Source organism: Escherichia sp. WS1265 (assembly GCF_046487585.1).
Taxonomy (GTDB): Bacteria; Pseudomonadota; Gammaproteobacteria; order Enterobacterales; family Enterobacteriaceae; genus Escherichia; species Escherichia coli.
This window is the reverse complement of record NZ_JBJQJE010000017.1, coordinates 100,775-122,423: the sequence shown is the minus strand read 5'-3', so window position 1 is coordinate 122,423 and position 21,649 is coordinate 100,775. Positions and strand designations below refer to the sequence as shown.

Sequence of the window (21,649 nt, the reverse complement as noted above, 5' to 3'; positions counted from 1 at the left end):
CCCCGCTGACCCGGCGGCGTGTTTGCCGTTGTTCCGTGTCAGTGGTGGCGCATTATAGGGAGTTATTCCGGCCTGACAAGAGGAAATTTAAAATAATTTTCTGACCGCGCAACATTCAACCAAATCAGCCTAAAACTGCCAGTTTTTCGAGCGTTTCGAAGCCGTAACGCTGTAAAACGGGCAATAATTGTTCAGCTTCTGGCGTCATTGCCATACAAAAGGCAATATTCGCATCGGCAGATTTTGCATCCGGGGCTTCATGTTCTAACAGCCAGGCCGTTCGGCGAGCAATCGCTGCGCCAGAATCCACCAGCCGGGTTCCCTCTGGCAGCACCTGTAACAGTTCTTCTTGTAGTAGAGGGAAATGGGTACACCCCAGTACAACGGTATCTGGCGGCTCTTTCATTCTTAACCACGGACGCAAGATACGTTTTAGCGCATCCAGAGAAACATCTTCGCCATGCAGCTTCGCTTCAGCCAACTCGACCATCTCTGCCGAGCCCAGCATTTCTATCTGGCATTCATTAGCGAAACGCGCGATCAGCTCATGAGTATAAGAACGTTTAACAGTTCCGCGGGTTGCCAGTAATCCGACAATGCCATTTGCCGTCAGACGTGCAGCAGGTTTAATCGCCGGCACGACACCAACAACCGGGAAGTCGAACTTTTCGCGTAATGCAGGAAGCGAAACGGTACTGGCGGTGTTGCAAGCGACCACAGCCAGCGCAAGGGGATAACGTTCTTGCACCGCGGTGACAATTGCCACCACTCGCTCAACAATAAACGCTTCGCTTTTTTCGCCATACGGGAAAGCGACGTTATCGAAAGCATAAATGTAATGGAGATCCGGTAAGAGATGCCGGATCTCGTCATAGACCGACAACCCACCGACGCCGGAGTCAAACACCAGCACGGTGGGACGTGGTTCAGAAGGTGTAGCTGCCAGACAAGGTGTATTCCCGTCCTGCAGTTTGGTAGCCATAGACTGTCTCATAATCTTTGTCGAACAGGTTGGCTATTTTACCACGAACTGTCAGGTGAGAGGTGACCGGATACGCAACCGCAAGATCCCACAAGCTCACACCGCCCATTTTAACGGTTTGATAAGGATAAGATGAGTAATCCTTATCATAGCGAGTGCCTAAATACTGATAAGTAATACCCCAGTCGAAGTCATACAATTGCCAGTCGAGCTGGTATTTCACCTGCTGTTTAGCACGGCGTAACAACGGCACGTCGGTAATCGCATTACGCGCATCGACATAATCATAACTCACAGTATGCGTCAGTGGTCCGGTATCAAAATTGGCGGTCGCCTCGACGCCCTTAATCCGCGCTTTCCCTTCGTTGTAATATTTCAGGGTGTGATCATCATAATCGATCAAGTCACTGACATCGTTACGATATCCGGAAATACGCCAGTTCACCCCAGCGGTTAAGCCTTCAAACGCGCCTTCCCACTGTTTGCTTTTCTCAGGATTCAGATTCGGATTTCCGTAGAAACCATACAGTTGCCCAAGATTAGGTGCCTTGTACGACGTGCCATAAGAAGCGATAAAACGATAGCCTTCGATGAATTCCCAACCGGCACTCGTTTGCCAGGTTCCATGACGACCAAACTGTGAGTTATCGTCGCTGCGGGCTGCGCCTTCAAACGTAAAATCGCCGACTTGTTGCAATCCGGTCAGATAGATGCCGGTATTACGTTGATCATATCCATCCTTAACATAAGCTGTGCCCGGTGCCGTGCTCTGCTTCTGCCAGTCAACACCCGCACCAATATTACCGTGGCCAATGATGATGTTGTTTGCCCACTGGACGGTGTATTGCTTCATCTCATCGAGCGTCGCCGACGAATCATAACGACCATAATGGGGATCGTAGTTGTAATCTTTGCTATGGCTATAGCTGGTAATGAGTTGTGATTTAATCAGTTCACCGTTATAGCGCAGCCCGGCGTCCCAACTTTGGCTATAGAGTTTACGGGTATCGAGCAACGGTGAGCCGGGAGAATAATACGCGTCATAATTGGTACGGTTATCATAGCCATAGCCGCGCACAAAGCCGCTCCAGGCATCAGTAAAGTTATGCTCCAGCGCGCCATAAAGCGTTTTACTTAAAAAACCATCGTTATCTGTCTGCGCTTGCGTTCCGGTATTCCCATAGGCAACAACATCATAACCATGAGTATGGGCATAATCGCCCAACAGCGTTACCCGTGTCTTATCCCCCAATTGTTGCTGCGTGGAGACATCATAGTTCTGATAACTATTGCTTCCCCACCCTGCTGAAATTTCCGTTCCGGGTTCATCGCGCGTCGTGATGATATTCACCACCCCACCTATCGCATCGGAACCATAAACGGCGGAGCGCGGCCCACGGATATATTCAACACGCTGGACAAGCGCAATAGGGAACTGGCTAAGGTCGGCAGAACCACTCACTCCCGCCAGATTCAGGCGGACGCCATCAATTAACACCAGCACATGACTGGCATTTGTACCGCGAATAAAAATAGATGAGAGCTGACCTGAACCGCCGTTTTGGGTGATATCGACGCCCGGAAGACGGCGCAGCACATCATTGACCGAGGTCGACTGCCAGCGGTCGATATCCTGACGCGTCACAACGGTGGTTGGTGCAAGCACAGTGCTGCGCGGCTGTTCAAAACGGTTAGCGGTAACGACGAGAGTATCCGGGCTGGTATCCTGTGCCCAAGCGGAAAAGGCTGTGACGGAACACGCCGTCAGCAGCGAAGCTTTTTTAATCATTGTAAAGCATCCACAATAGAAGAAGGATGCCGCAGGTTTCATCAATATTACGCGATGATGAGAACCAGATGCGACGTTGGCCGGCAGGTCTTCGGGCTTGGAGGGGTATCTAAGATACTAAGAGATGATGACTTCCCACCGGATGGCAGTGTCCGCATAACGCAATCATCGCACCTTTCCTTACCGCTGCGCGTCAGCTCCAGATTCGCACTGGATTCCCTATTAACTCACAGGACCGGCAAGTGGATGCTACAGGTTGTAACAAGTTACTGTCCAGACGTAGCTCACAAATAGGAATACATCAAGATCTGGACATCTGATGAGCAATCCCTACAATCGCCGCGTACTTTAATTTTTCAGGATACATCATGACCCCCGAACACCTTCCAACAGAACAGTATGAAGCGCAGTTAGCCGAAAAAGTGGTACGTTTGCAAAGTATGATGGCACCGTTTTCTGACCTGGTTCCGGAAGTGTTTCGCTCGCCGGTCAGTCATTACCGGATGCGTGCGGAGTTCCGCATCTGGCACGATGGCGATGACCTGTATCACATCATTTTCGATCAACAAACCAAAAGCCGCATCCGCGTGGATAGCTTCCCCGCCGCCAGTGAACTTATCAACCAGTTGATGACGGCGATGATTGCGGGTGTGCGCAATAATCCCGTCCTGCGCCACAAGCTGTTCCAGATTGATTACCTCACCACGCTGAGCAATCAGGCGGTCGTTTCCCTGCTGTACCATAAAAAGCTGGATGACGAATGGTGTCAGCAGGCGGAAACCCTGCGTGATGCACTGCGAGCGCAGAATCTGAATGTGCATCTGATTGGTCGGGCAACGAAAACCAAAATCGCGCTGGATCAAGATTACATCGACGAACGTCTGCCGGTCGCAGGGAAAGAGATGATCTACCGTCAGGTAGAAAACAGCTTTACCCAGCCGAACGCGGCGATGAATATTCAGATGCTGGAATGGGCGCTGGACGTAACCAAAGGCTCAAAAGGCGATTTACTGGAGCTGTACTGCGGCAACGGTAACTTCTCATTAGCCCTGGCGCGCAATTTTGATCGGGTATTAGCCACCGAAATCGCCAAGCCGTCGGTCGCTGCCGCGCAATACAACATTGCCGCTAACCATATTGATAATGTACAAATTATTCGTATGGCGGCAGAAGAATTTACTCAGGCGATGAATGGCGTACGTGAGTTTAACCGCCTGCAAGGGATCGACTTAAAGACCTATCAGTGCGAAACCATTTTTGTCGACCCGCCGCGCAGCGGTCTGGACAGTGAAACCGAGAAAATGGTGCAGGCGTATCCGCGTATTTTGTACATCTCCTGTAACCCGGAAACGTTATGCAAGAATCTGGAAACATTAAGCCAGACGCACAAGGTCGAACGTCTGGCTCTGTTTGATCAGTTCCCCTACACGCACCATATGGAGTGCGGCGTATTACTGACCGCGAAGTAAAATCTATGCCGGATGCGCCAGCATCCGGCATGATACCGATTACTCAGCAACTTCCTGCTTACGGTTACGCATCTTCGCGCCAATCCAGAACACCATAATGACGGACAGTACTGCCGGGAAGAAGTTAGAGCCGATATCCGGATATTCCGCACGAACTACCGTGCTGTACAGCAGTACGCCGAGAATAAAACAGGCAGCTGCCAGACCCGGCAAGCCTACCGGCATAGTGCGATTAAGATAACGTTGATGCAGGCAGTAAACCGTCAGCACAAGGGAAATAATCGGGAATACAGAAAATGGCACAATGGAGCTAAACAGCGCTGCGAAAGTACCATTAATCGATAAGCCAGCAACTAACGCCAGCAGCAGCGTACCTCTATCTTGATTTGCTTGTTTCATTACTCGTCCTTCACATTTCCCGGAATAATTGCGGTTTTCTCTTGTTCACGGCGATACCAATAATAAGCCCCTTTCGAAATCATTCGCAGTTGCAGTACCAGTCGCTCTTCTAATTGCCGACGTTGTTCGACGCCGACGTCCAACGCCTCGGCACCCGCACTGAAGACAATCGTCACCATGGCTTCGGCTTGCGCTTCAGTAAACGCACGCGGCATATGGTTTTCGAGTTCCAGATAGTCCGCAAGTTCCGCAATGAAGTGCTGAATTTCACGCGCAACCGCAGCACGAAACGCAGCGGAGGTGCCGGAGCGTTCCCGCAATAATAACCGGAAGGCGTTAGGATTATTACCGATGAACTCCATAAATGTGGAGACCGAGGTGCGGATCACACTCCCGCCTTTGGCGATACGCTGACGCGCCTGGCGCATGAGTTGGCGTAGCATTAAACCGCTCTCATCAACCATGGTCAGACCCAGTTCGTCTACGTCGCGGAAATGCCGATAAAAAGAGGTGGGAGCAATGCCCGCTTCACGCGCCACTTCACGCAAACTCAGGCTGGCGAAGCTGCGTTCAGCACTTAATTGGCTAAATGCGGCTTCCACCAGCGAACGGCGGGTTTTTTCTTTTTGTTGCGCTCTTACGCCCATCACGATGTCTGAATCCTTGCCAAAAGTACTGCTGGCACTATACCAGAGAATGAACATACTGGATTGCTCCAGTGTTGTGAATGAACGGTAACGCAATAAAACATATTTACTGCAATTCTTTGGCCGGTTCTTTTACGTACAACAACGCCAGCATCGACAGCAACGTGCCTCCCCCCAGATACCACGCCGGAGCCGTCAAACTATCCAGCAACACGATGGATTGCGTAGCGAAATATTGAGCAAAACCGCCAAAGATTGCCACACCAATGCTATAAACCAGTGCAAAACCCAATGCCCGAATCCGTTTCGGCAACAATTCAGAGATCAACAACATCACTGGCACACCACCAAGCGTGGTAAAGCTGACCATCACGAAAACCACCGTCAGCAACATGCCAGGGCTTGGGTAATTCACCAACAGCCAGAATGACGGCCAGCTACAGATCAGCACCATCACACGGGAGATTAAAATCAGCTTTTTACGCCCGACCGAATCGCACAACATCCCCACCAGCAACGCACCCACAAACGTAATAACGCCCGCCAGTAACATCGCTGCATGAGAATAATGTTGAGGCATCGCCAGATACTTCGCCGCCCAGGTGCCGTAATAAAAGAGGGAAATATAGGTTGCGACCGTGCTACCAATAGCGAGTAAAACGCCATTAACGATCGTCGCCTTGTGTAGCAGGAGCAGAGAGAACGCGCTTTCGCTGGTAGCAGCTTTTTTATTGCGCACAGGCTCAGGTACGTCATTTTCCAGGCTCAGACGCAACCAGCAACCGATAGGTGCTAATAACACGCCAATAAAGAACGGCACACGCCAGCCCCATTCTGCCATTACGGTTTCTGAACCTGTGGCGAACGGTAGCCATGCGCTCAGACCTAAAGCAACAACACCACCAAAGGTCGTTGCCAGCCCCTGGGTCGCCAGCGACCAGCTACTGTAAAAGCCGCGACGATTTGCCGGAGCTGATTCAACCAACAAAGACATTGAGGCACCGACTTCGCCTCCTGCCGCAACGCCCTGAATTAGACGCGCCAGCACCAGCGTCGCGGTTCCCCAATAGCCTGCCGTTGCATATGTCGGCGCGATGCCAATCATCAACGTGCCGAGGCTCATCAGGGCAATGGTGAACACCATCGCGGGCTTACGTCCGAAACGATCGGCCCAGGCCCCGACGATAATTCCACCAAGCGGGCGCATAAAAAAACTCACGCCAAACGTTGCAAATGCCAGTAGTAGCGCGACGTTTTTGTCTGCGCTGGGCGGGAAAAATAGTGTACTGATATAGACCACAAAAAAGTTGTAAACGCCAAAATCAAAAAATTCGAGCGCATTGCCAAACGCCGAAGCAAAAATCACCCGCTTACCGCTGGGCTTTTTCTTCACAATCACGCTTCCATTTACGATCGCCGTCATTCCATGTTCCTTGCCAAAAAGTGTTGTTGTGTGTTGTTTTATTTATTGCAGCCAGGCTTCTACCAGTGCGCCCCAGTAGCTGCATGCCGGGACCAGACTTGCATCGTTGAAGTCGTAGCCCGGGTTATGCACCATGCAGGAACCTTCCCCGACATCGCCATTACCGAACAGCAAAAAAGCGCCTTTCGGCTGGGCTTCCAGCATGAAAGAGAAATCCTCACTGCCCATCAGGGGCTTGATGCCAAACTCGGCCCGATCTTCACCAAACGTTTTACACGCCACCTGCCAGGCGAAGCGCGCCATCTCCTCGTCATTCACTAATACCGGTGTACCGTTAACATGCGTAACCTCAGCCGTAGCACCAAAGCTGGCAGCCTGGGCTTGTGCCAGAGCAGGAATACGGGTCAGAAGAAGTTGTCGGGTATCGCGGCTAAGAGAGCGGACGCTGATTTTCATCTCAGCACTGTCAGGAATGACGTTAGCCGCCTCCCCTGCAACAATGCTGCCGACGGTAATTACCGCCGCTTCCAGCGGATCGACATTGCGCGACACAATGCTTTGTAATGCGGTGGTGATATGTGCAGCAACCAGCACCGGATCGATGGCTTTGTGCGGGATCGCACCGTGTCCACCACAACCACGAACCGTAATATGGAACTGATCCATTGACGCCATTAGCGCCCCAGGCTGGAAATAAAACTTACCCACCGGCAGACCGGGCATGTTATGCATGCCGAAAATGACATCGCAGGGGAAACGGTCAAAAAGCCCCTCTTTAACCATGATCTCACCGCCGTTAATCATCTCTTCCGCAGGCTGGAAGATGAGACGTAACGTGCCGTTAAAAAGGCGGGTTTCGGCAAAATAACGCGCGGCACCCAGCAGTATGGTGGTATGCCCGTCATGCCCGCAGGCGTGCATTAAACCAGGATGTTTACTGGCCCAGGGCTTGCCACTATTTTCATAAATTGGCAATGCATCCATATCCGCCCGCAGGCCAATACTTTTCTCTCCGTCGCCCACTTTTAACGTGGCTACCACGCCGGTTGTCGCCAGCCCTTGCTCAACCTCATAGCCCCACTGGCGCAGCTTTTCCGCCACCAAAGCACTGGTTTTAAATTCTTGTAATCCCAGTTCCGGGTTTTCGTGGATCTGATGGCGGATCTCGCGCAGTTCTTCCTCAAACCCTCGAATATAGTGTTCGATCATCGGCTATTCCTTTATTCACTTATAAACAGGCTAATTAACGGATCTTATTGATGGTATAAATACAAATAACTCATCAATATAAAATATTTATATATTTGTTTTATAAGAAGATTTCATAAAGACAATAACAAAAAAGAACGCTTCGGCAAGATAAAACTATCAGCCATAAGAAAAAGCGATTAATAGTGAATTAATGAAATAAGAAGGGGCAGATAAAGCAAAGCCCGCTCAAGTTATAGCCAGATAAATGACGGGGATCAATTGGCTTACCCGCGATAAAATGTTACCATTCTGTTGCTTTTATGTATAAGAACAGGTAAGCCCTACCATGCCACATTCCTACGATTACGATGCCATAGTAATAGGTTCCGGCCCCGGCGGCGAAGGCGCTGCAATGGGCCTGGTTAAGCAAGGTGCGCGCGTCGCAGTTATCGAGCGTTATCAAAATGTTGGCGGCGGTTGCACCCACTGGGGCACCATCCCGTCGAAAGCTCTCCGTCACGCCGTCAGCCGCATTATAGAATTCAATCAAAACCCACTATACAGCGACCATTCGCGACTGCTCCGCTCTTCTTTTGCCGATATCCTTAACCATGCCGATAACGTGATTAATCAACAAACGCGCATGCGTCAGGGATTTTACGAACGTAATCACTGTGAAATATTGCAGGGAAACGCTCGCTTTGTTGACGAGCATACGCTGGCGCTGGATTGCCCGGACGGCAGCGTCGAAACACTAACCGCTGAAAAATTTGTTATTGCCTGTGGCTCTCGTCCATATCATCCAACAGATGTTGATTTCACCCATCCACGCATTTACGACAGCGACTCAATTCTTAGCATGCACCACGAACCGCGCCATGTGCTGATTTACGGTGCTGGAGTGATCGGCTGTGAATATGCGTCGATCTTCCGCGGTATGGATGTAAAAGTGGATCTGATCAATACCCGCGATCGCCTGCTGGCATTTCTCGATCAAGAGATGTCAGATTCTCTCTCCTATCACTTCTGGAACAGTGGCGTAGTGATTCGTCACAACGAAGAGTACGAGAAGATCGAAGGCTGTGACGACGGTGTGATCATGCATCTGAAGTCGGGTAAAAAACTGAAAGCTGACTGTCTGCTCTATGCCAACGGTCGCACCGGTAATACCGATTCGCTGGCGTTACAGAACATTGGGCTGGAAACTGACAGTCGCGGACAGCTGAAGGTCAACAGCATGTATCAGACCGCACAGCCACACGTTTACGCGGTGGGCGACGTGATTGGTTATCCGAGCCTAGCGTCGGCGGCCTATGACCAGGGGCGCATTGCCGCGCAGGCGCTGGTGAAAGGCGAAGCCACCGCACATCTGATTGAAGATATCCCTACCGGCATTTACACCATCCCGGAAATCAGCTCTGTGGGCAAAACCGAACAGCAGCTGACCGCGATGAAAGTGCCGTATGAAGTGGGCCGCGCCCAGTTCAAACATCTGGCACGCGCACAAATCGTCGGCATGAACGTGGGCACGCTGAAAATTTTGTTCCATCGGGAAACAAAAGAGATTCTGGGTATTCACTGCTTTGGCGAGCGCGCTGCCGAAATTATTCATATCGGTCAGGCGATTATGGAACAGAAAGGTGGCGGCAACACTATTGAGTACTTCGTCAACACCACCTTTAACTACCCGACGATGGCGGAAGCCTATCGGGTAGCTGCGTTAAACGGTTTAAACCGCCTGTTTTAACACTTTATCGAAATGGCCATCCATTCTTGCGCGGATGGCCTCTGCCAGCTGCTCATAGCGGCTGCGCAGCGGTGAGCCCGGACGATAAACCAGCCCAATAGTGCGGCGAGGCTCCGGCTTAATGCACGGCAGATAAACAACTCCATCGCGTTTGCGCTCCGGCGGCACAGCCAGCGCTGGCAGTAAAGTGATCCCGCTACCTGCCGCCACCATGTTGCGCAGCGTCTCCAGGCTGGTCGCGCGGAAGTGTGTATCTTCATCCGCCCCGGCTTCAAAACAGAAACCCATTGCCTGATCGCGCAAACAATGACCATCTTCCAGCATCAGCAGTTTTTCTCCTGCCAGATCGGCCATCGGTACGCATTCGCGGTTCGCCCACGGGTGATCTTCATAGATAGCCAGCAACATTGGCTCATCAAACAACGGCACTTCAATGAATGCTTCGCTCTCTTTCACCAGCGCGAGGATCACGCAATCGAGCTTGCCGCTGTCCAGTTGCGCCAGTAACTGGTGGGTCTGTGCTTCATGCAGATACATTTCCAGCTTTGGAAAGGTCTGGTGCAGCATCGGGATAATATGCGGTAGCAGGTACGGTCCAACCGTGGGAATCAAACCAATATGCAGCGGTCCGGACATCGTCTCGCCCTGCTGGCTTGCCATCTCTTTAAGGACTTTCACCTCACGCAGCACGGTACGCGCCTGATCCACCAGCAGCATTCCCGCCTGGGTGAACAACACTTTACGGCTGGTCCGCTCCAGCAACATCACGCCCAACTCATCTTCCAGCTTACGAATTTGCCCGCTAAGCGTCGGCTGGCTAACGTGGCAGGAATCTGCCGCACGCCGAAAATGGCGGTGTTCGGCCAATGCCACCAGGTACTCAAGATCACGAATATTCATTATCCATCCTCCATTGCCACGATAGTTCGCGGCGATAGGTAGCATAGCAACGAACGATTATCCCTATCAAGCATTCTGACTGATAATTGCTCACAGAAACGGAGCGGCACCTCTTTTAACCCTTGAAGTCACTGCCCGTTTCGAGAGTTTCTCAACTCGAATAACTAAAGCCAACGTGAACTTTTGCGGATCTCCAGGATCCGCTTTTTTTTGCCATAAAAAAGCCCGGCGATAAGCCAGGCTCAAATTTGTACATATAAATGTTCTTACCCCAACCGCGCCTGCGCAAAAGCAATCGCCTGCGCCACCTGCTGCGGTGAGACGCCGCCTTTTGCCGCACGCTTGTCGAGGCACGATTGTAGCGACAGAATCGGATAGACATCTTCGCCAATCACCTGACTGAATTTCTGCAACTCACTGAGCGGTAGTTCTTCCAGCGGTTTGCCCTGACGAATGGCTTCCACCACCGCTTCACCAACAATATGGTGCGCCTCGCGGAACGGTACGCCTTTCGCCACCAGGTAATCCGCCAGTTCAGTGGCGTTGGCGTAACCCTGCTGAGCCGCTTCCTGGCAACGCGGACGTTTCACCTGAATGCCGTCCAGCACCAGCGCCGCCATATGCAGGCAGTCCAGCCAGGTATCGAGCGCGTCGAACAGACCTTCTTTGTCTTCCTGCATATCTTTGTTGTAAGCCAGCGGCAAACCTTTCAGCGTCATCATCATGCCGGTTAACGCCCCCTGCACCCGACCGCATTTACCGCGAATCAGCTCCAGCGCATCCGGGTTTTTCTTCTGCGGCATTAATGATGAACCGGAAGTCACGCGGTCCGAAAGCTCGACAAACCCCGCTTCGCCGGTGTTAAAGAAAATCAGATCTTCAGCAAAACGCGACAGATGCACCATGCCGATAGCGGCAGCAGACAGCAGTTCCAGCACGTAGTCACGGTCAGAAACGCTGTCGAGACTGTTACGGGTCGCTGAGGCAAATCCCAGCCAGCCTGCTAACTGTTCACGGTCGATTTCATAGGCCGTTCCCGCCAGTGCGCCACAGCCTAACGGGCTGACATCCAGACGCTTAAGCGCATCCTGCAAACGGCTTTCATCACGCGCCAGCATCTCAACGTAGGCCAGGCACCAGTGCGCGAAAGTCACCGGTTGAGCGCGTTGCAGGTGGGTGTAACCCGGCATCACCGCGTCCTGATTGTTTTGTGCGGTCTCGACCAGAGCGGATTGTAACTGCCGGTTAGCCGTCAGTAACTCGCTAACGGTATCTTTGCACCACAGTTTCAGGTCAGTCGCTACCTGATCATTACGACTACGCCCGGTATGCAGCTTTTTGCCTAACTGGCCCACTTTGTCGATCAGTTTGCCTTCCACCCAGCTATGGATATCTTCGGCGTCGCTTTCAAGGATTTGTTGTGGCCTGGCGCGAACATCTTCCAGCAGCACGTTCAACGCCTCTTCCAGTTGCGCCTGTTCTTCTGCGGTCAGCACACCGACCGTTACCAGGGCTTTGGACCAGGCCACAGAGCCAACAATATCCTGCTCCGCCAGACGGTAATCAAAGCGCAGTGAGTCGTTAAATTGTTTGAACCGTTGATCTGCTGCCTGGGTAAAACGCCCGCCCCAAAGTGCCATAACTCTGTTTCCTTATTTTGAAATTCAATGCCGGAAAGCTGCGCTTCCGGCCAACAAAACTTAAGCTAAAATCCGCGTACCCATCGGCATACCGTTAAACAGTGCCGGAAGCTGTTCCGCATGACGCCAGGAAGCGATATCCACCGGGCGGCCCAGCGTGCGCGCAGCATCCAGCGCCGCGTTCACTTTCACTATCATGCCATCAGTAATAATGCCCTGCTCAATCAGTTGTTCTGCTTTCGCGGCGGTCATTTCGGCAATACGTTGCCCTTTGCCGTCGAGAATGCCGCTGACGTCGGAGAGCAAAATCAGATCCGCGCCCAGCGTTGCCGCCAGCGCCGTCGCTGCCTGGTCAGCATTGACGTTCATCAGTTGCCCTTCGTCTGTTACGCCAATGGAGCTGACCACCGGCAGATAACCGTTCTCCAGCAAGGTGTTGATAAGCTTAGGCGAACCTGGCTGCGCCAGTCCAACATGGCCTAACTCTTCATCAAGCTGGGTCACTTTGACGCTGTCGCCGTCACCGAGAAACAAACCTACGGCCGCAATCTGATGTTTCTTCGCCCATGCCAGCAGGGTTTTATTTGCCGTTCCCGCCAGTGCTCCGGTGATAATGTTTATCTGATCCGCTGGCGTCACCCGCAGGCCATTTTTCTTTTTCACCGGCAGATTCAGCCCTTTCATCAACTCATCTACCACGCAGCCGCCACCGTGGACAATCACCAGCGGACGCTGATGTGACTCACGATAATTCACCAGGGCGCTAAACAGACGTTCCAGCGCCTCTTCACTATCCAGCAGTACGCCGCCCAGTTTGATAATTAATGGATTCATCATTGCACCCTTAAATAAGAGACTGCGTTTCCGCATAGCCGAAACGTATATTGGCGCACTGTACCGCTTGTGCCGCCGCGCCTTTCAGTAAGTTGTCTTCGGTCGCCACAATAATCAGATGCTCGCCCTGAACGGCAAACCCGATATCGCAAAATGGCAGCCCAACGACATTTTTCAGCGCCGGAACGCCTTTGTCATACAGTCGCACCAGCGGTTTATGGGCATACGCCTGCTGTAACACTTGCGCGACTTGCACCTGGGTCACACCCGGTTTCAGGCGGCAGGTAATGGTTTCGAGAATGCCGCGCGGGAAATTGCCCAGATGCGGGGTGAAGATAACGTCAGCACCGAGGTGTGTGGCGATCTCTGGTTGATGGCGATGAGTAAAGACGCCATACGGTTGCAGGCTAACTTCACAAAAACTATTTGAAATCGCTGCCTTACGTCCTGCACCGCTCACGCCGCTGGTGGCGTTGATCACCGGCCACTGATTGAGGTCAAGAAGATCGGCATCAATCAACGGTTTCAGCGCCAGCTGTGCCGCCGTCGGATAACAGCCTGGCACGGCAATCAAGTTCGCTTCTTTTAATTTATTACCGCACCACTCGGCCAGACCGTAGGCTGCCTGTTCCAGCAGTTCCGGATACTGATGGGTAAAGCCGTAATATTTTTCATAGAAGGTGGCGTCGTTAACACGAAACGCGCCGGAAAGGTCGAACACCACGCAGCCGGCTTCAAGAAATTGCGGCGCTAAATCGTGGCTAACTTCATGGGCGGTGGCGAGAAACACCACGTCCACCCCTGGGCTAAACTCGCTGATATCCGACATCGGCTGCAACGGCAGATCAACGATGCCTTTTAGCTGCGGATGCAAATCGGAGATTAACTTTCCCGCATCATTGCTTTGCGCTGAAACAGTCAAAGCGGTTATGTTCATATGCGGATGGCGATTTACATAGGTCACTAGCTCTGCGCCAGCGTAGCCGCTGGCACCCACAATCAGCGTATTCAACATCGGGGCTATTCACCTTCTTATGTCTGGTTGCCAGGTTAAACGTAAAACATTCACCTTACGGCTGGTGGGTTTTATTACGCTCAACGTTAGTGTATTTTTATTCATAAATACTGCATGAATATTGATACTATCATGACCAGAGGTGTGTCAACAATGAAAAACAAATTACCGCCATTTATCGAGATTTACCGTGCTCTGATTGCCACACCTTCAATAAGCGCCACGGAAGAGGCACTCGATCAAAGCAATGCAGATTTAATCACTCTGCTGGCGGACTGGTTTAAAGATTTAGGCTTCAATGTGGAAGTGCAGCCTGTGCCAGGAACTCGCAACAAATTTAATATGCTGGCAAGTACCGGACAGGGGGCTGGCGGTTTGTTGCTGGCGGGGCATACCGATACGGTGCCATTTGATGACGGACGCTGGACGCGCGATCCGTTTACACTGACGGAGCATGACGGCAAGCTTTACGGCTTAGGCACCGCCGACATGAAAGGCTTTTTTGCGTTTATCCTTGATGCGCTACGCGATGTCGACGTCACGAAACTGAAAAAACCGCTCTACATTCTGGCGACTGCCGATGAAGAAACCAGTATGGCCGGAGCGCGTTATTTTGCCGAAACTACCGCCCTGCGCCCGGATTGCGCCATCATTGGCGAACCGACGTCACTACAACCGGTACGCGCACATAAAGGTCATATCTCTAACGCCATCCGTATTCAGGGCCAGTCGGGCCACTCCAGCGATCCTGCACGCGGAGTTAACGCTATCGAACTGATGCACGACGCCATCGGGCATATTTTGCAATTGCGCGATAAGCTGAAAGAACGTTATCACTACGAAGCGTTTACCGTGCCATACCCCACGCTCAACCTCGGGCATATTCACGGTGGCGACGCTTCTAACCGTATTTGCGCTTGCTGTGAGTTGCATATGGATATTCGTCCGCTGCCGGGCATGACACTCAATGAACTTAATGGCCTACTCAACGATGCGCTGGCTCCGGTGAGCGAACGCTGGCCGGGTCGTCTGACGGTCGACGAGCTGCATCCGCCGATCCCTGGCTATGAATGCCCGCCAAATCATCAACTGGTTGAAGTAGTTGAGAAATTGCTCGGAGCAAAGACCGAAGTGGTGAATTACTGTACCGAAGCGCCGTTTATTCAAACGTTATGCCCGACGCTGGTTCTGGGCCCTGGCTCAATTAATCAGGCTCATCAGCCTGATGAATATCTGGAGACGCGGTTTATCAAGCCCACCCGCGAACTGATAACCCAGGTAATTCACCATTTTTGCTGGCATTAAAAAAGCAAATCAGGCTGATGACAAAGCCATGCAAGCGCACGGACAGTCCCCTCGCCCCTTCGGGGAGAGGGTTAGGGTGAGGGGAAAACCGTGCCCATACTGACCCGTAAGCGAGTTTGTCAGCAATCTCAAATGATGCCCAAATGGTAACTACAACTCATAACTCTTTGGTGTTAATTGAGGCGATTTTTTAACATTCCCATAAGTTACGCTTATTTAAAGCGTCGTGAATTTAATGGCGTAAATTCCTGCTATTTATTCGTTTGCTGAAGCGATTTCGCAGCATTTGACGTCACCGCTTTTACGTGGCTTTATAAAAGACGACGAAAAGCAAAGCCCGAGCATATTCGCGCCAATGCGACGTGAAGGATACAGGGCTATCAAACGATAAGATGGGGTGTCTGGGGTAATATGAACGAACAATATTCCGCATTGCGTAGTAATGTCAGTATGCTCGGCAAAGTGCTGGGAGAAACCATCAAGGATGCGTTGGGAGAACACATTCTTGAACGCGTAGAAACTATCCGTAAGTTGTCGAAATCTTCACGCGCTGGCAATGATGCTAACCGCCAGGAGTTGCTCACCACCTTACAAAATTTGTCGAACGACGAGCTGCTGCCCGTTGCGCGTGCGTTTAGTCAGTTCCTGAACCTGGCCAACACCGCTGAGCAATACCACAGCATTTCGCCGAAAGGCGAAGCTGCCAGCAACCCGGAAGTGATCGCCCGCACCCTGCGTAAACTGAAAAACCAGCCGGAACTGAGCGAAGACACCATCAAAAAAGCAGTGGAATCGCTGTCGCTGGAACTGGTCCTCACGGCTCACCCAACCGAAATTACCCGTCGTACACTGATCCACAAAATGGTGGAAGTGAACGCCTGTTTAAAACAGCTCGATAACAAAGATATCGCCGACTACGAACACAACCAGCTGATGCGCCGCCTGCGCCAGTTGATCGCCCAGTCATGGCATACCGATGAAATCCGTAAACTGCGTCCAAGCCCGGTAGATGAAGCCAAATGGGGCTTTGCCGTAGTAGAAAACAGCCTGTGGCAAGGCGTACCGAATTACCTGCGCGAATTGAACGAACAACTGGAAGAGAATCTCGGCTACAAACTGCCCGTCGAATTTGTTCCGGTCCGTTTTACCTCGTGGATGGGCGGTGACCGCGACGGCAACCCGAACGTCACTGCCGATATCACCCGCCACGTCCTGCTGCTCAGTCGCTGGAAAGCCACCGATCTGTTCCTGAAAGATATTCAGGTGCTGGTTTCTGAACTGTCGATGGTTGAAGCGACCCCTGAACTGCTGGCGCTGGTTGGCGAAGAAGGTGCCGCAGAACCGTATCGCTATCTGATGAAAAACCTGCGTTCTCGCCTGATGGCGACACAGGCATGGCTGGAAGCGCGCCTGAAAGGCGAAGAACTGCCAAAACCAGAAGGCCTGCTGACACAAAACGAAGAACTGTGGGAACCGCTCTACGCTTGCTACCAGTCACTTCAGGCGTGTGGCATGGGTATTATCGCCAACGGCGATCTGCTCGACACCCTGCGCCGCGTGAAATGTTTCGGCGTACCGCTGGTCCGTATTGATATCCGTCAGGAGAGCACCCGCCATACCGAAGCGCTGGGCGAGCTGACCCGCTACCTCGGTATCGGCGACTACGAAAGCTGGTCAGAGGCCGACAAACAGGCGTTCCTGATCCGCGAACTGAACTCCAAACGTCCGCTTCTGCCGCGCAACTGGCAACCAAGCGCCGAAACGCGCGAAGTGCTCGATACCTGCCAGGTGATTGCCGAAGCGCCGCAAGGCTCCATTGCCGCCTACGTGATCTCGATGGCGAAAACGCCGTCCGACGTGCTGGCTGTCCACCTGCTGCTGAAAGAAGCGGGTATCGGGTTTGCAATGCCGGTTGCTCCGCTGTTTGAAACCCTCGATGACCTGAACAACGCCAACGATGTCATGACCCAGCTGCTGAATATCGACTGGTATCGCGGCCTGATTCAGGGCAAACAGATGGTGATGATTGGCTATTCCGACTCAGCAAAAGATGCGGGCGTGATGGCGGCTTCCTGGGCGCAATATCAGGCACAGGATGCATTAATCAAAACCTGCGAAAAAGCGGGTATTGAACTGACGTTGTTCCACGGTCGCGGCGGTTCCATTGGTCGCGGCGGCGCACCTGCTCATGCGGCGCTGCTGTCACAACCGCCAGGAAGCCTGAAAGGCGGCCTGCGCGTGACTGAACAGGGCGAGATGATCCGCTTTAAATATGGTCTGCCAGAAATCACCGTCAGCAGCCTGTCGCTGTACACCGGGGCGATTTTGGAAGCCAACCTGCTGCCACCACCTGAGCCGAAAGAGAGCTGGCGTCGCATTATGGATGAACTGTCAGTCATCTCCTGCGATCTCTACCGTGGCTACGTACGTGAAAACAAAGATTTTGTGCCTTACTTCCGCTCCGCTACGCCGGAACAAGAACTGGGCAAACTGCCGCTGGGTTCACGTCCGGCCAAACGTCGCCCGACCGGTGGCGTCGAGTCGCTGCGCGCCATTCCGTGGATTTTTGCATGGACGCAAAACCGCCTGATGCTCCCCGCCTGGCTGGGTGCAGGTACGGCGCTGCAAAAAGTGGTCGAAGATGGCAAACAGAGCGAGCTGGAGGCTATGTGCCGCGATTGGCCATTCTTCTCGACGCGTCTCGGCATGCTGGAGATGGTCTTCGCCAAAGCAGACCTGTGGCTGGCGGAATACTATGACCAACGTCTGGTAGACAAAGCACTGTGGCCGTTAGGTAAAGAGTTACGCAATCTGCAAGAAGAAGACATCAAAGTGGTGCTGGCGATTGCCAACGATTCCCATCTGATGGCCGATCTGCCGTGGATTGCAGAGTCTATTCAGCTACGGAATATTTACACCGACCCGCTGAACGTATTGCAGGCCGAGTTGCTGCACCGCTCCCGCCAGGCAGAAAAAGAAGGCCATGAGCCGGATCCTCGCGTCGAGCAGGCGTTAATGGTCACTATTGCCGGGATTGCGGCAGGTATGCGTAATACCGGCTAATCTTCCTCTCCTGCAAACCCTCGTGCTTTTGCGCGAGGGTTTTCTGAAATACTTCTGTTCTAACACCCTCGTTTTCAATATATTTCTGTCTGCATTTTATTCAAATTCTGGATATCCCTTCAGATATCCTTAAGGAATTGTCGGTACATTCGGCGATATTTTTTTCAAGACAGGTTCTTACTATGCATTCCACAGAAGTCCAGGCTAAACCTCTTTTTAGCTGGAAAGCCCTGGGTTGGGCACTGCTCTACTTTTGGTTTTTCTCTACTCTGCTACAGGCCATTATTTACATCAGTGGTTATAGTGGCACTAACGGCATTCGCGACTCGCTGTTATTCAGTTCGCTGTGGTTGATCCCGGTATTCCTCTTTCCGAAGCGGATTAAAATTATTGCCGCAGTAATCGGCGTAGTGCTATGGGCGGCCTCTCTGGCGGCGCTGTGCTACTACATCATCTACGGTCAGGAGTTCTCGCAGAGCGTTCTGTTTGTGATGTTCGAAACCAACACCAACGAAGCCAGCGAGTATTTAAGCCAGTATTTCAGCCTGAAAATTGTGCTTATCGCGCTGGCCTATACGGCGGTGGCAGTTCTGCTGTGGACACGCCTGCGCCCGGTCTATATTCCAAAGCCGTGGCGTTATGTTGTCTCTTTTGCCCTACTTTATGGCTTGATTCTGCATCCGATCGCCATGAATACGTTTATCAAAAACAAGCCGTTTGAGAAAACGTTGGATAACCTGGCATCGCGTATGGAGCCTGCCGCACCGTGGCAATTCCTGACCGGCTATTATCAGTATCGTCAGCAACTAAACTCGCTAACAAAGCTACTGAATGAAAATAATGCCTTGCCGCCGCTGGCGAATTTCAAAGATGAATCGGGTAACGAACCGCGCACTTTAGTGCTGGTGATTGGCGAGTCGACCCAGCGTGGACGCATGAGTCTGTACGGTTATCCGCGTGAAACCACGCCGGAGCTGGATGCGCTGCATAAAACCGATCCGAATCTGACCGTGTTTAATAACGTGGTGACGTCTCGTCCGTACACCATTGAAATCCTGCAACAGGCGCTGACCTTTGCCAATGAAAAGAACCCGGATCTGTATCTGACGCAGCCGTCGCTGATGAACATGATGAAACAGGCGGGTTATAAAACCTTCTGGATCACCAACCAGCAGACGATGACTGCCCGCAACACCATGCTGACGGTATTTTCGCGCCAGACCGACAAGCAGTACTACATGAACCAGCAACGTACGCAGAGTGCGCGTGAATACGACACCAACGTGCTGAAGCCGTTCCAGGAAGTGCTGAAGGACCCTGCGCCGAAGAAACTGATCATCGTTCATCTGCTGGGTACGCATATCAAATACAAATACCGTTACCCGGAAAATCAGGGCAAGTTTGATGGCAATACCGATCATGTTCCGCCGGGATTAAGCGCAGAAGAACTGGAGTCATATAACGATTATGACAACGCTAACCTGTACAACGATCACGTGGTTGCCAGCCTGATTAAAGACTTTAAAGCAGCAGACCCGAACGGTTTCCTGGTTTATTTCTCTGACCACGGTGAAGAGGTTTACGACACGCCGCCGCACAAAACTCAGGGGCGTAATGAAGACAACCCGACGCGTCATATGTACACCATTCCGTTCCTGCTGTGGACGTCAGAAAAATGGCAAGCGACTCATCCGCGTGATTTCTCACAGGATGTTGATCGTAAATACAGCCTGGCGGAACTGATCCACACCTGGTCAGATTTGGCGGGCTTATCTTACGACGGTTACGATCCAACCCGTTCAGTGGTGAATCCGCAGTTCAAAGAAACCACCCGCTGGATTGGTAACCCGTACAAGAAAAATGCGCTGATCGATTACGACACTCTGCCGTATGGCGATCAGGTAGGTAATCAGTAAATGACCTTTGTATCGCGTCTGGCGCTATTTGCCGGATGCGATACTGCCGCAATGTTTACATCGCACTCCCATCAGGCCACACTTTTCAGGTGGCCTTTTTTCATAATGCCAGTTACTGTTTTCCCGTCTACATAGCTAAGGGAATAACATGTATCACGACGTCAGCTATCTGCTCTCCCGCCTGATCAACGGCCCGCTGTCCCTGCGCCAGATTTACTTTGCCAGCAGCAACGGTCCGGTGCCCGATCTCGCGTATCAGGTCGATTTTCCACGGCTGGAAATTGTGCTGGAAGGTGAGTTTGTTGATACCGGCGCTGGAGCAACGTTAGTTCCCGGCGATGTGCTGTACGTTCCCGCTGGTGGCTGGAATTTTCCACAATGGCAAGCCCCCGCCACTACCTTTAGCGTGCTGTTTGGCAAACAGCAACTCGGCTTCAGCGTCGTGCAATGGGATGGCAAACAATATCAAAATCTGGCGAAGCAACACGTCGCCCGACGCGGCCCGCGCATTGGTTCTTTTCTGCTACAAACGCTCAATGAAATGCAAATGCAGCCGCAGGAGCAGCAAACGGCAAGGCTTATCGTCGCCAGCCTGCTTAGCCACTGCCGCGATTTGCTCGGCAGCCAAATCCAGACCGCCTCACGTAGCCAGGCACTATTCGAAGCTATTCGCGATTATATCGACGAACGCTATGCCTCCGCGCTTACCCGCGAATCTGTCGCACAGGCGTTCTATATTTCACCAAACTATCTCTCGCACCTGTTTCAAAAAACGGGGGCCATTGGTTTTAACGAATACCTGAATTACACGCGACTGGAGCACGCTAAGACGTTATTGAAAGGCTATGACCTGAAGGTAAAAGAAGTGGCGCACGCCTGCGGCTTTGTCGACAGCAACTACTTCTGCCGTCTGTTTCGTAAAAATACCGAACGCTCACCGTCGGAATATCGTCGGCAGTACCACAGCCAACTGACAGAAAAACCGACTACTCCAGAATAAGATGGGTTTGCTGCGGCGCAGAAAGCACTTTGCGCACCGCGCTCATCACCCGCTGCGGCTCACGCAGGAAAGCGTAGATGCTGCATTGCACATAGCGGCAATGTTCAAATCGCTCAGCACCGGCAAGCTCGATATCCGTAATTAACAGCGCAACATCCGCCCGGCGGATATCCTCGTCCGCTAAACGATTCTCCGTTCCCAACGCGCCCTGGGTTTCAATGCTGACGCCCCACTTCTCTAACTGGCACAACTTTTCCAGCCGTTCCGCCGCCATATATGTATGCGCCACGCCGCTTACGCAGGCGGTTACTGCCACCAGGTATGCCATT

The 21,649-nt window shown here is 52.1% G+C and carries 17 protein-coding genes and 1 riboswitch; of the genes, 6 read left to right on the top strand and 11 right to left on the bottom strand.

What is annotated here, in order from left to right:
- Positions 1–124: 124 nt before the first annotated feature.
- On the bottom strand, positions 125–982 hold the full coding sequence (gene murI, locus ACJHX3_RS17325) for a glutamate racemase (protein ID WP_000201819.1): 858 nt from the start codon (positions 980–982) through the stop codon (positions 125–127).
- Positions 927–2,771 carry a TonB-dependent vitamin B12 receptor BtuB gene (gene btuB, locus ACJHX3_RS17320; protein WP_000591356.1) on the bottom strand — a complete coding sequence of 615 codons (1,845 nt, stop codon included), beginning with the start codon at positions 2,769–2,771 and terminating at the stop codon, positions 927–929. Before btuB ends, murI begins: the two co-directional genes overlap by 56 nt.
- Positions 2,772–2,835: 64 nt before the next feature.
- Positions 2,836–3,026, bottom strand: a riboswitch (cobalamin riboswitch).
- Between the two features lie 113 nt (positions 3,027–3,139).
- Between btuB and trmA the strand changes: the two genes are divergently transcribed.
- Positions 3,140–4,240 (top strand): tRNA (uridine(54)-C5)-methyltransferase TrmA, encoded by a 1,101-nt coding sequence (gene trmA, locus ACJHX3_RS17315; protein WP_000187004.1) that lies wholly within the window; start codon positions 3,140–3,142, stop codon positions 4,238–4,240.
- Positions 4,241–4,279: 39 nt separating this feature from the next.
- Here the strand turns inward: trmA and ACJHX3_RS17310 are convergent, their stop codons facing one another.
- The 4 genes from ACJHX3_RS17310 to ACJHX3_RS17295 form a co-directional block, all read right to left on the bottom strand.
- Positions 4,280–4,639 (bottom strand): YijD family membrane protein, encoded by a 360-nt coding sequence (locus ACJHX3_RS17310; RefSeq protein WP_000806411.1) that lies wholly within the window; start codon positions 4,637–4,639, stop codon positions 4,280–4,282.
- Positions 4,639–5,289, bottom strand: coding sequence for an HTH-type transcriptional repressor FabR (gene fabR / locus ACJHX3_RS17305; protein ID WP_001309117.1), 651 nt, complete (start codon positions 5,287–5,289; stop codon positions 4,639–4,641). The genes ACJHX3_RS17310 and fabR overlap by 1 nt, the downstream gene beginning before the upstream one ends.
- A 103-nt stretch (positions 5,290–5,392) precedes the next feature.
- On the bottom strand, positions 5,393–6,709 hold the full coding sequence (locus ACJHX3_RS17300; RefSeq protein ID WP_000125476.1) for a citrate-proton symporter: 1,317 nt from the start codon (positions 6,707–6,709) through the stop codon (positions 5,393–5,395).
- 42 nt (positions 6,710–6,751) lie between these two features.
- Complete coding sequence (locus tag ACJHX3_RS17295) at positions 6,752–7,918, bottom strand: M20 aminoacylase family protein (protein ID WP_000569565.1); 1,167 nt, start codon at positions 7,916–7,918, stop codon at positions 6,752–6,754.
- A 328-nt stretch (positions 7,919–8,246) separates the two neighbouring features.
- On the opposite strand from ACJHX3_RS17295, the gene sthA reads away from it, so the two are divergent.
- Positions 8,247–9,647, top strand: coding sequence for a Si-specific NAD(P)(+) transhydrogenase (sthA, locus tag ACJHX3_RS17290; RefSeq protein WP_001120810.1), 1,401 nt, complete (start codon positions 8,247–8,249; stop codon positions 9,645–9,647).
- Here sthA and oxyR read toward each other — a convergent pair.
- The 4 genes from oxyR to argC all read right to left on the bottom strand — a co-directional run bounded on the left by oxyR (position 9,630) and on the right by argC (position 14,036).
- A complete protein-coding gene (oxyR, locus tag ACJHX3_RS17285) occupies positions 9,630–10,547 on the bottom strand; it encodes a DNA-binding transcriptional regulator OxyR (protein ID WP_001025939.1) in 918 nt (305 codons plus the stop codon). The genes sthA and oxyR overlap by 18 nt on opposite strands.
- Before the next feature lie 266 nt (positions 10,548–10,813).
- Complete coding sequence (argH, locus tag ACJHX3_RS17280) at positions 10,814–12,187, bottom strand: argininosuccinate lyase (protein ID WP_094321783.1); 1,374 nt, start codon at positions 12,185–12,187, stop codon at positions 10,814–10,816.
- A 60-nt stretch (positions 12,188–12,247) separates the two neighbouring features.
- On the bottom strand, positions 12,248–13,024 hold the full coding sequence (gene argB / locus ACJHX3_RS17275; RefSeq protein WP_001605002.1) for an acetylglutamate kinase: 777 nt from the start codon (positions 13,022–13,024) through the stop codon (positions 12,248–12,250).
- Between the two features lie 7 nt (positions 13,025–13,031).
- Positions 13,032–14,036: an N-acetyl-gamma-glutamyl-phosphate reductase gene (gene argC / locus ACJHX3_RS17270; protein ID WP_000935366.1), complete on the bottom strand. Its 1,005-nt coding sequence runs from the start codon at positions 14,034–14,036 to the stop codon at positions 13,032–13,034.
- A 153-nt stretch (positions 14,037–14,189) separates the two neighbouring features.
- Here argC and argE point away from each other — a divergent pair, with 153 nt between their 5' ends.
- The 4 genes from argE to ACJHX3_RS17250 all read left to right on the top strand — a co-directional run bounded on the left by argE (position 14,190) and on the right by ACJHX3_RS17250 (position 21,320).
- Entirely contained in the window at positions 14,190–15,341 is a 1,152-nt protein-coding gene (argE, locus tag ACJHX3_RS17265) for an acetylornithine deacetylase (RefSeq protein ID WP_001309115.1), read from the top strand.
- Positions 15,342–15,752: 411 nt separating this feature from the next.
- The gene (ppc, locus tag ACJHX3_RS17260; RefSeq protein ID WP_001005578.1) at positions 15,753–18,404 is read left to right on the top strand and encodes a phosphoenolpyruvate carboxylase; all 2,652 of its coding nucleotides are present in this window, start codon (positions 15,753–15,755) and stop codon (positions 18,402–18,404) included.
- Between the two features lie 182 nt (positions 18,405–18,586).
- Positions 18,587–20,320: a phosphoethanolamine transferase CptA gene (locus ACJHX3_RS17255; protein WP_000556274.1), complete on the top strand. Its 1,734-nt coding sequence runs from the start codon at positions 18,587–18,589 to the stop codon at positions 20,318–20,320.
- 148 nt (positions 20,321–20,468) lie between these two features.
- Positions 20,469–21,320, top strand: a complete 852-nt coding sequence (locus tag ACJHX3_RS17250; RefSeq protein WP_000274638.1) for an AraC family transcriptional regulator — start codon at positions 20,469–20,471, stop codon at positions 21,318–21,320.
- Here ACJHX3_RS17250 and ACJHX3_RS17245 read toward each other — a convergent pair.
- On the bottom strand, positions 21,307–21,648 hold the full coding sequence (locus ACJHX3_RS17245) for a PTS fructose-like transporter subunit IIB (RefSeq protein WP_000323849.1): 342 nt from the start codon (positions 21,646–21,648) through the stop codon (positions 21,307–21,309). The genes ACJHX3_RS17250 and ACJHX3_RS17245 overlap by 14 nt on opposite strands.
- Between the last annotated feature and the right edge of the window lies 1 nt (position 21,649).

Bases quoted from the DNA above. Each gene is read 5' to 3' on its own strand.
- ACJHX3_RS17310 (WP_000806411.1), bottom strand. From the start codon at position 4,639: ATGAAACAAGCAAATCAAGATAGAGGTACGCTGCTGCTGGCGTTAGTT.
- sthA (WP_001120810.1), top strand. From the start codon at position 8,247: ATGCCACATTCCTACGATTACGATGCCATAGTAATAGGTTCCGGCCCC.
- ACJHX3_RS17245 (WP_000323849.1), bottom strand. From the start codon at position 21,648: ATGGCATACCTGGTGGCAGTAACCGCCTGCGTAAGCGGCGTGGCGCAT.
- ACJHX3_RS17300 (WP_000125476.1), bottom strand. From the start codon at position 6,709: ATGACGGCGATCGTAAATGGAAGCGTGATTGTGAAGAAAAAGCCCAGC.
- argH (WP_094321783.1), bottom strand. From the start codon at position 12,187: ATGGCACTTTGGGGCGGGCGTTTTACCCAGGCAGCAGATCAACGGTTC.
- ppc (WP_001005578.1), top strand. From the start codon at position 15,753: ATGAACGAACAATATTCCGCATTGCGTAGTAATGTCAGTATGCTCGGC.
- argB (WP_001605002.1), bottom strand. From the start codon at position 13,024: ATGATGAATCCATTAATTATCAAACTGGGCGGCGTACTGCTGGATAGT.
- trmA (WP_000187004.1), top strand. From the start codon at position 3,140: ATGACCCCCGAACACCTTCCAACAGAACAGTATGAAGCGCAGTTAGCC.
- murI (WP_000201819.1), bottom strand. From the start codon at position 982: ATGGCTACCAAACTGCAGGACGGGAATACACCTTGTCTGGCAGCTACA.
- ACJHX3_RS17250 (WP_000274638.1), top strand. From the start codon at position 20,469: ATGTATCACGACGTCAGCTATCTGCTCTCCCGCCTGATCAACGGCCCG.
- ACJHX3_RS17255 (WP_000556274.1), top strand. From the start codon at position 18,587: ATGCATTCCACAGAAGTCCAGGCTAAACCTCTTTTTAGCTGGAAAGCC.
- argC (WP_000935366.1), bottom strand. From the start codon at position 14,036: ATGTTGAATACGCTGATTGTGGGTGCCAGCGGCTACGCTGGCGCAGAG.
- argE (WP_001309115.1), top strand. From the start codon at position 14,190: ATGAAAAACAAATTACCGCCATTTATCGAGATTTACCGTGCTCTGATT.
- oxyR (WP_001025939.1), bottom strand. From the start codon at position 10,547: ATGAATATTCGTGATCTTGAGTACCTGGTGGCATTGGCCGAACACCGC.
- btuB (WP_000591356.1), bottom strand. From the start codon at position 2,771: ATGATTAAAAAAGCTTCGCTGCTGACGGCGTGTTCCGTCACAGCCTTT.
- ACJHX3_RS17295 (WP_000569565.1), bottom strand. From the start codon at position 7,918: ATGATCGAACACTATATTCGAGGGTTTGAGGAAGAACTGCGCGAGATC.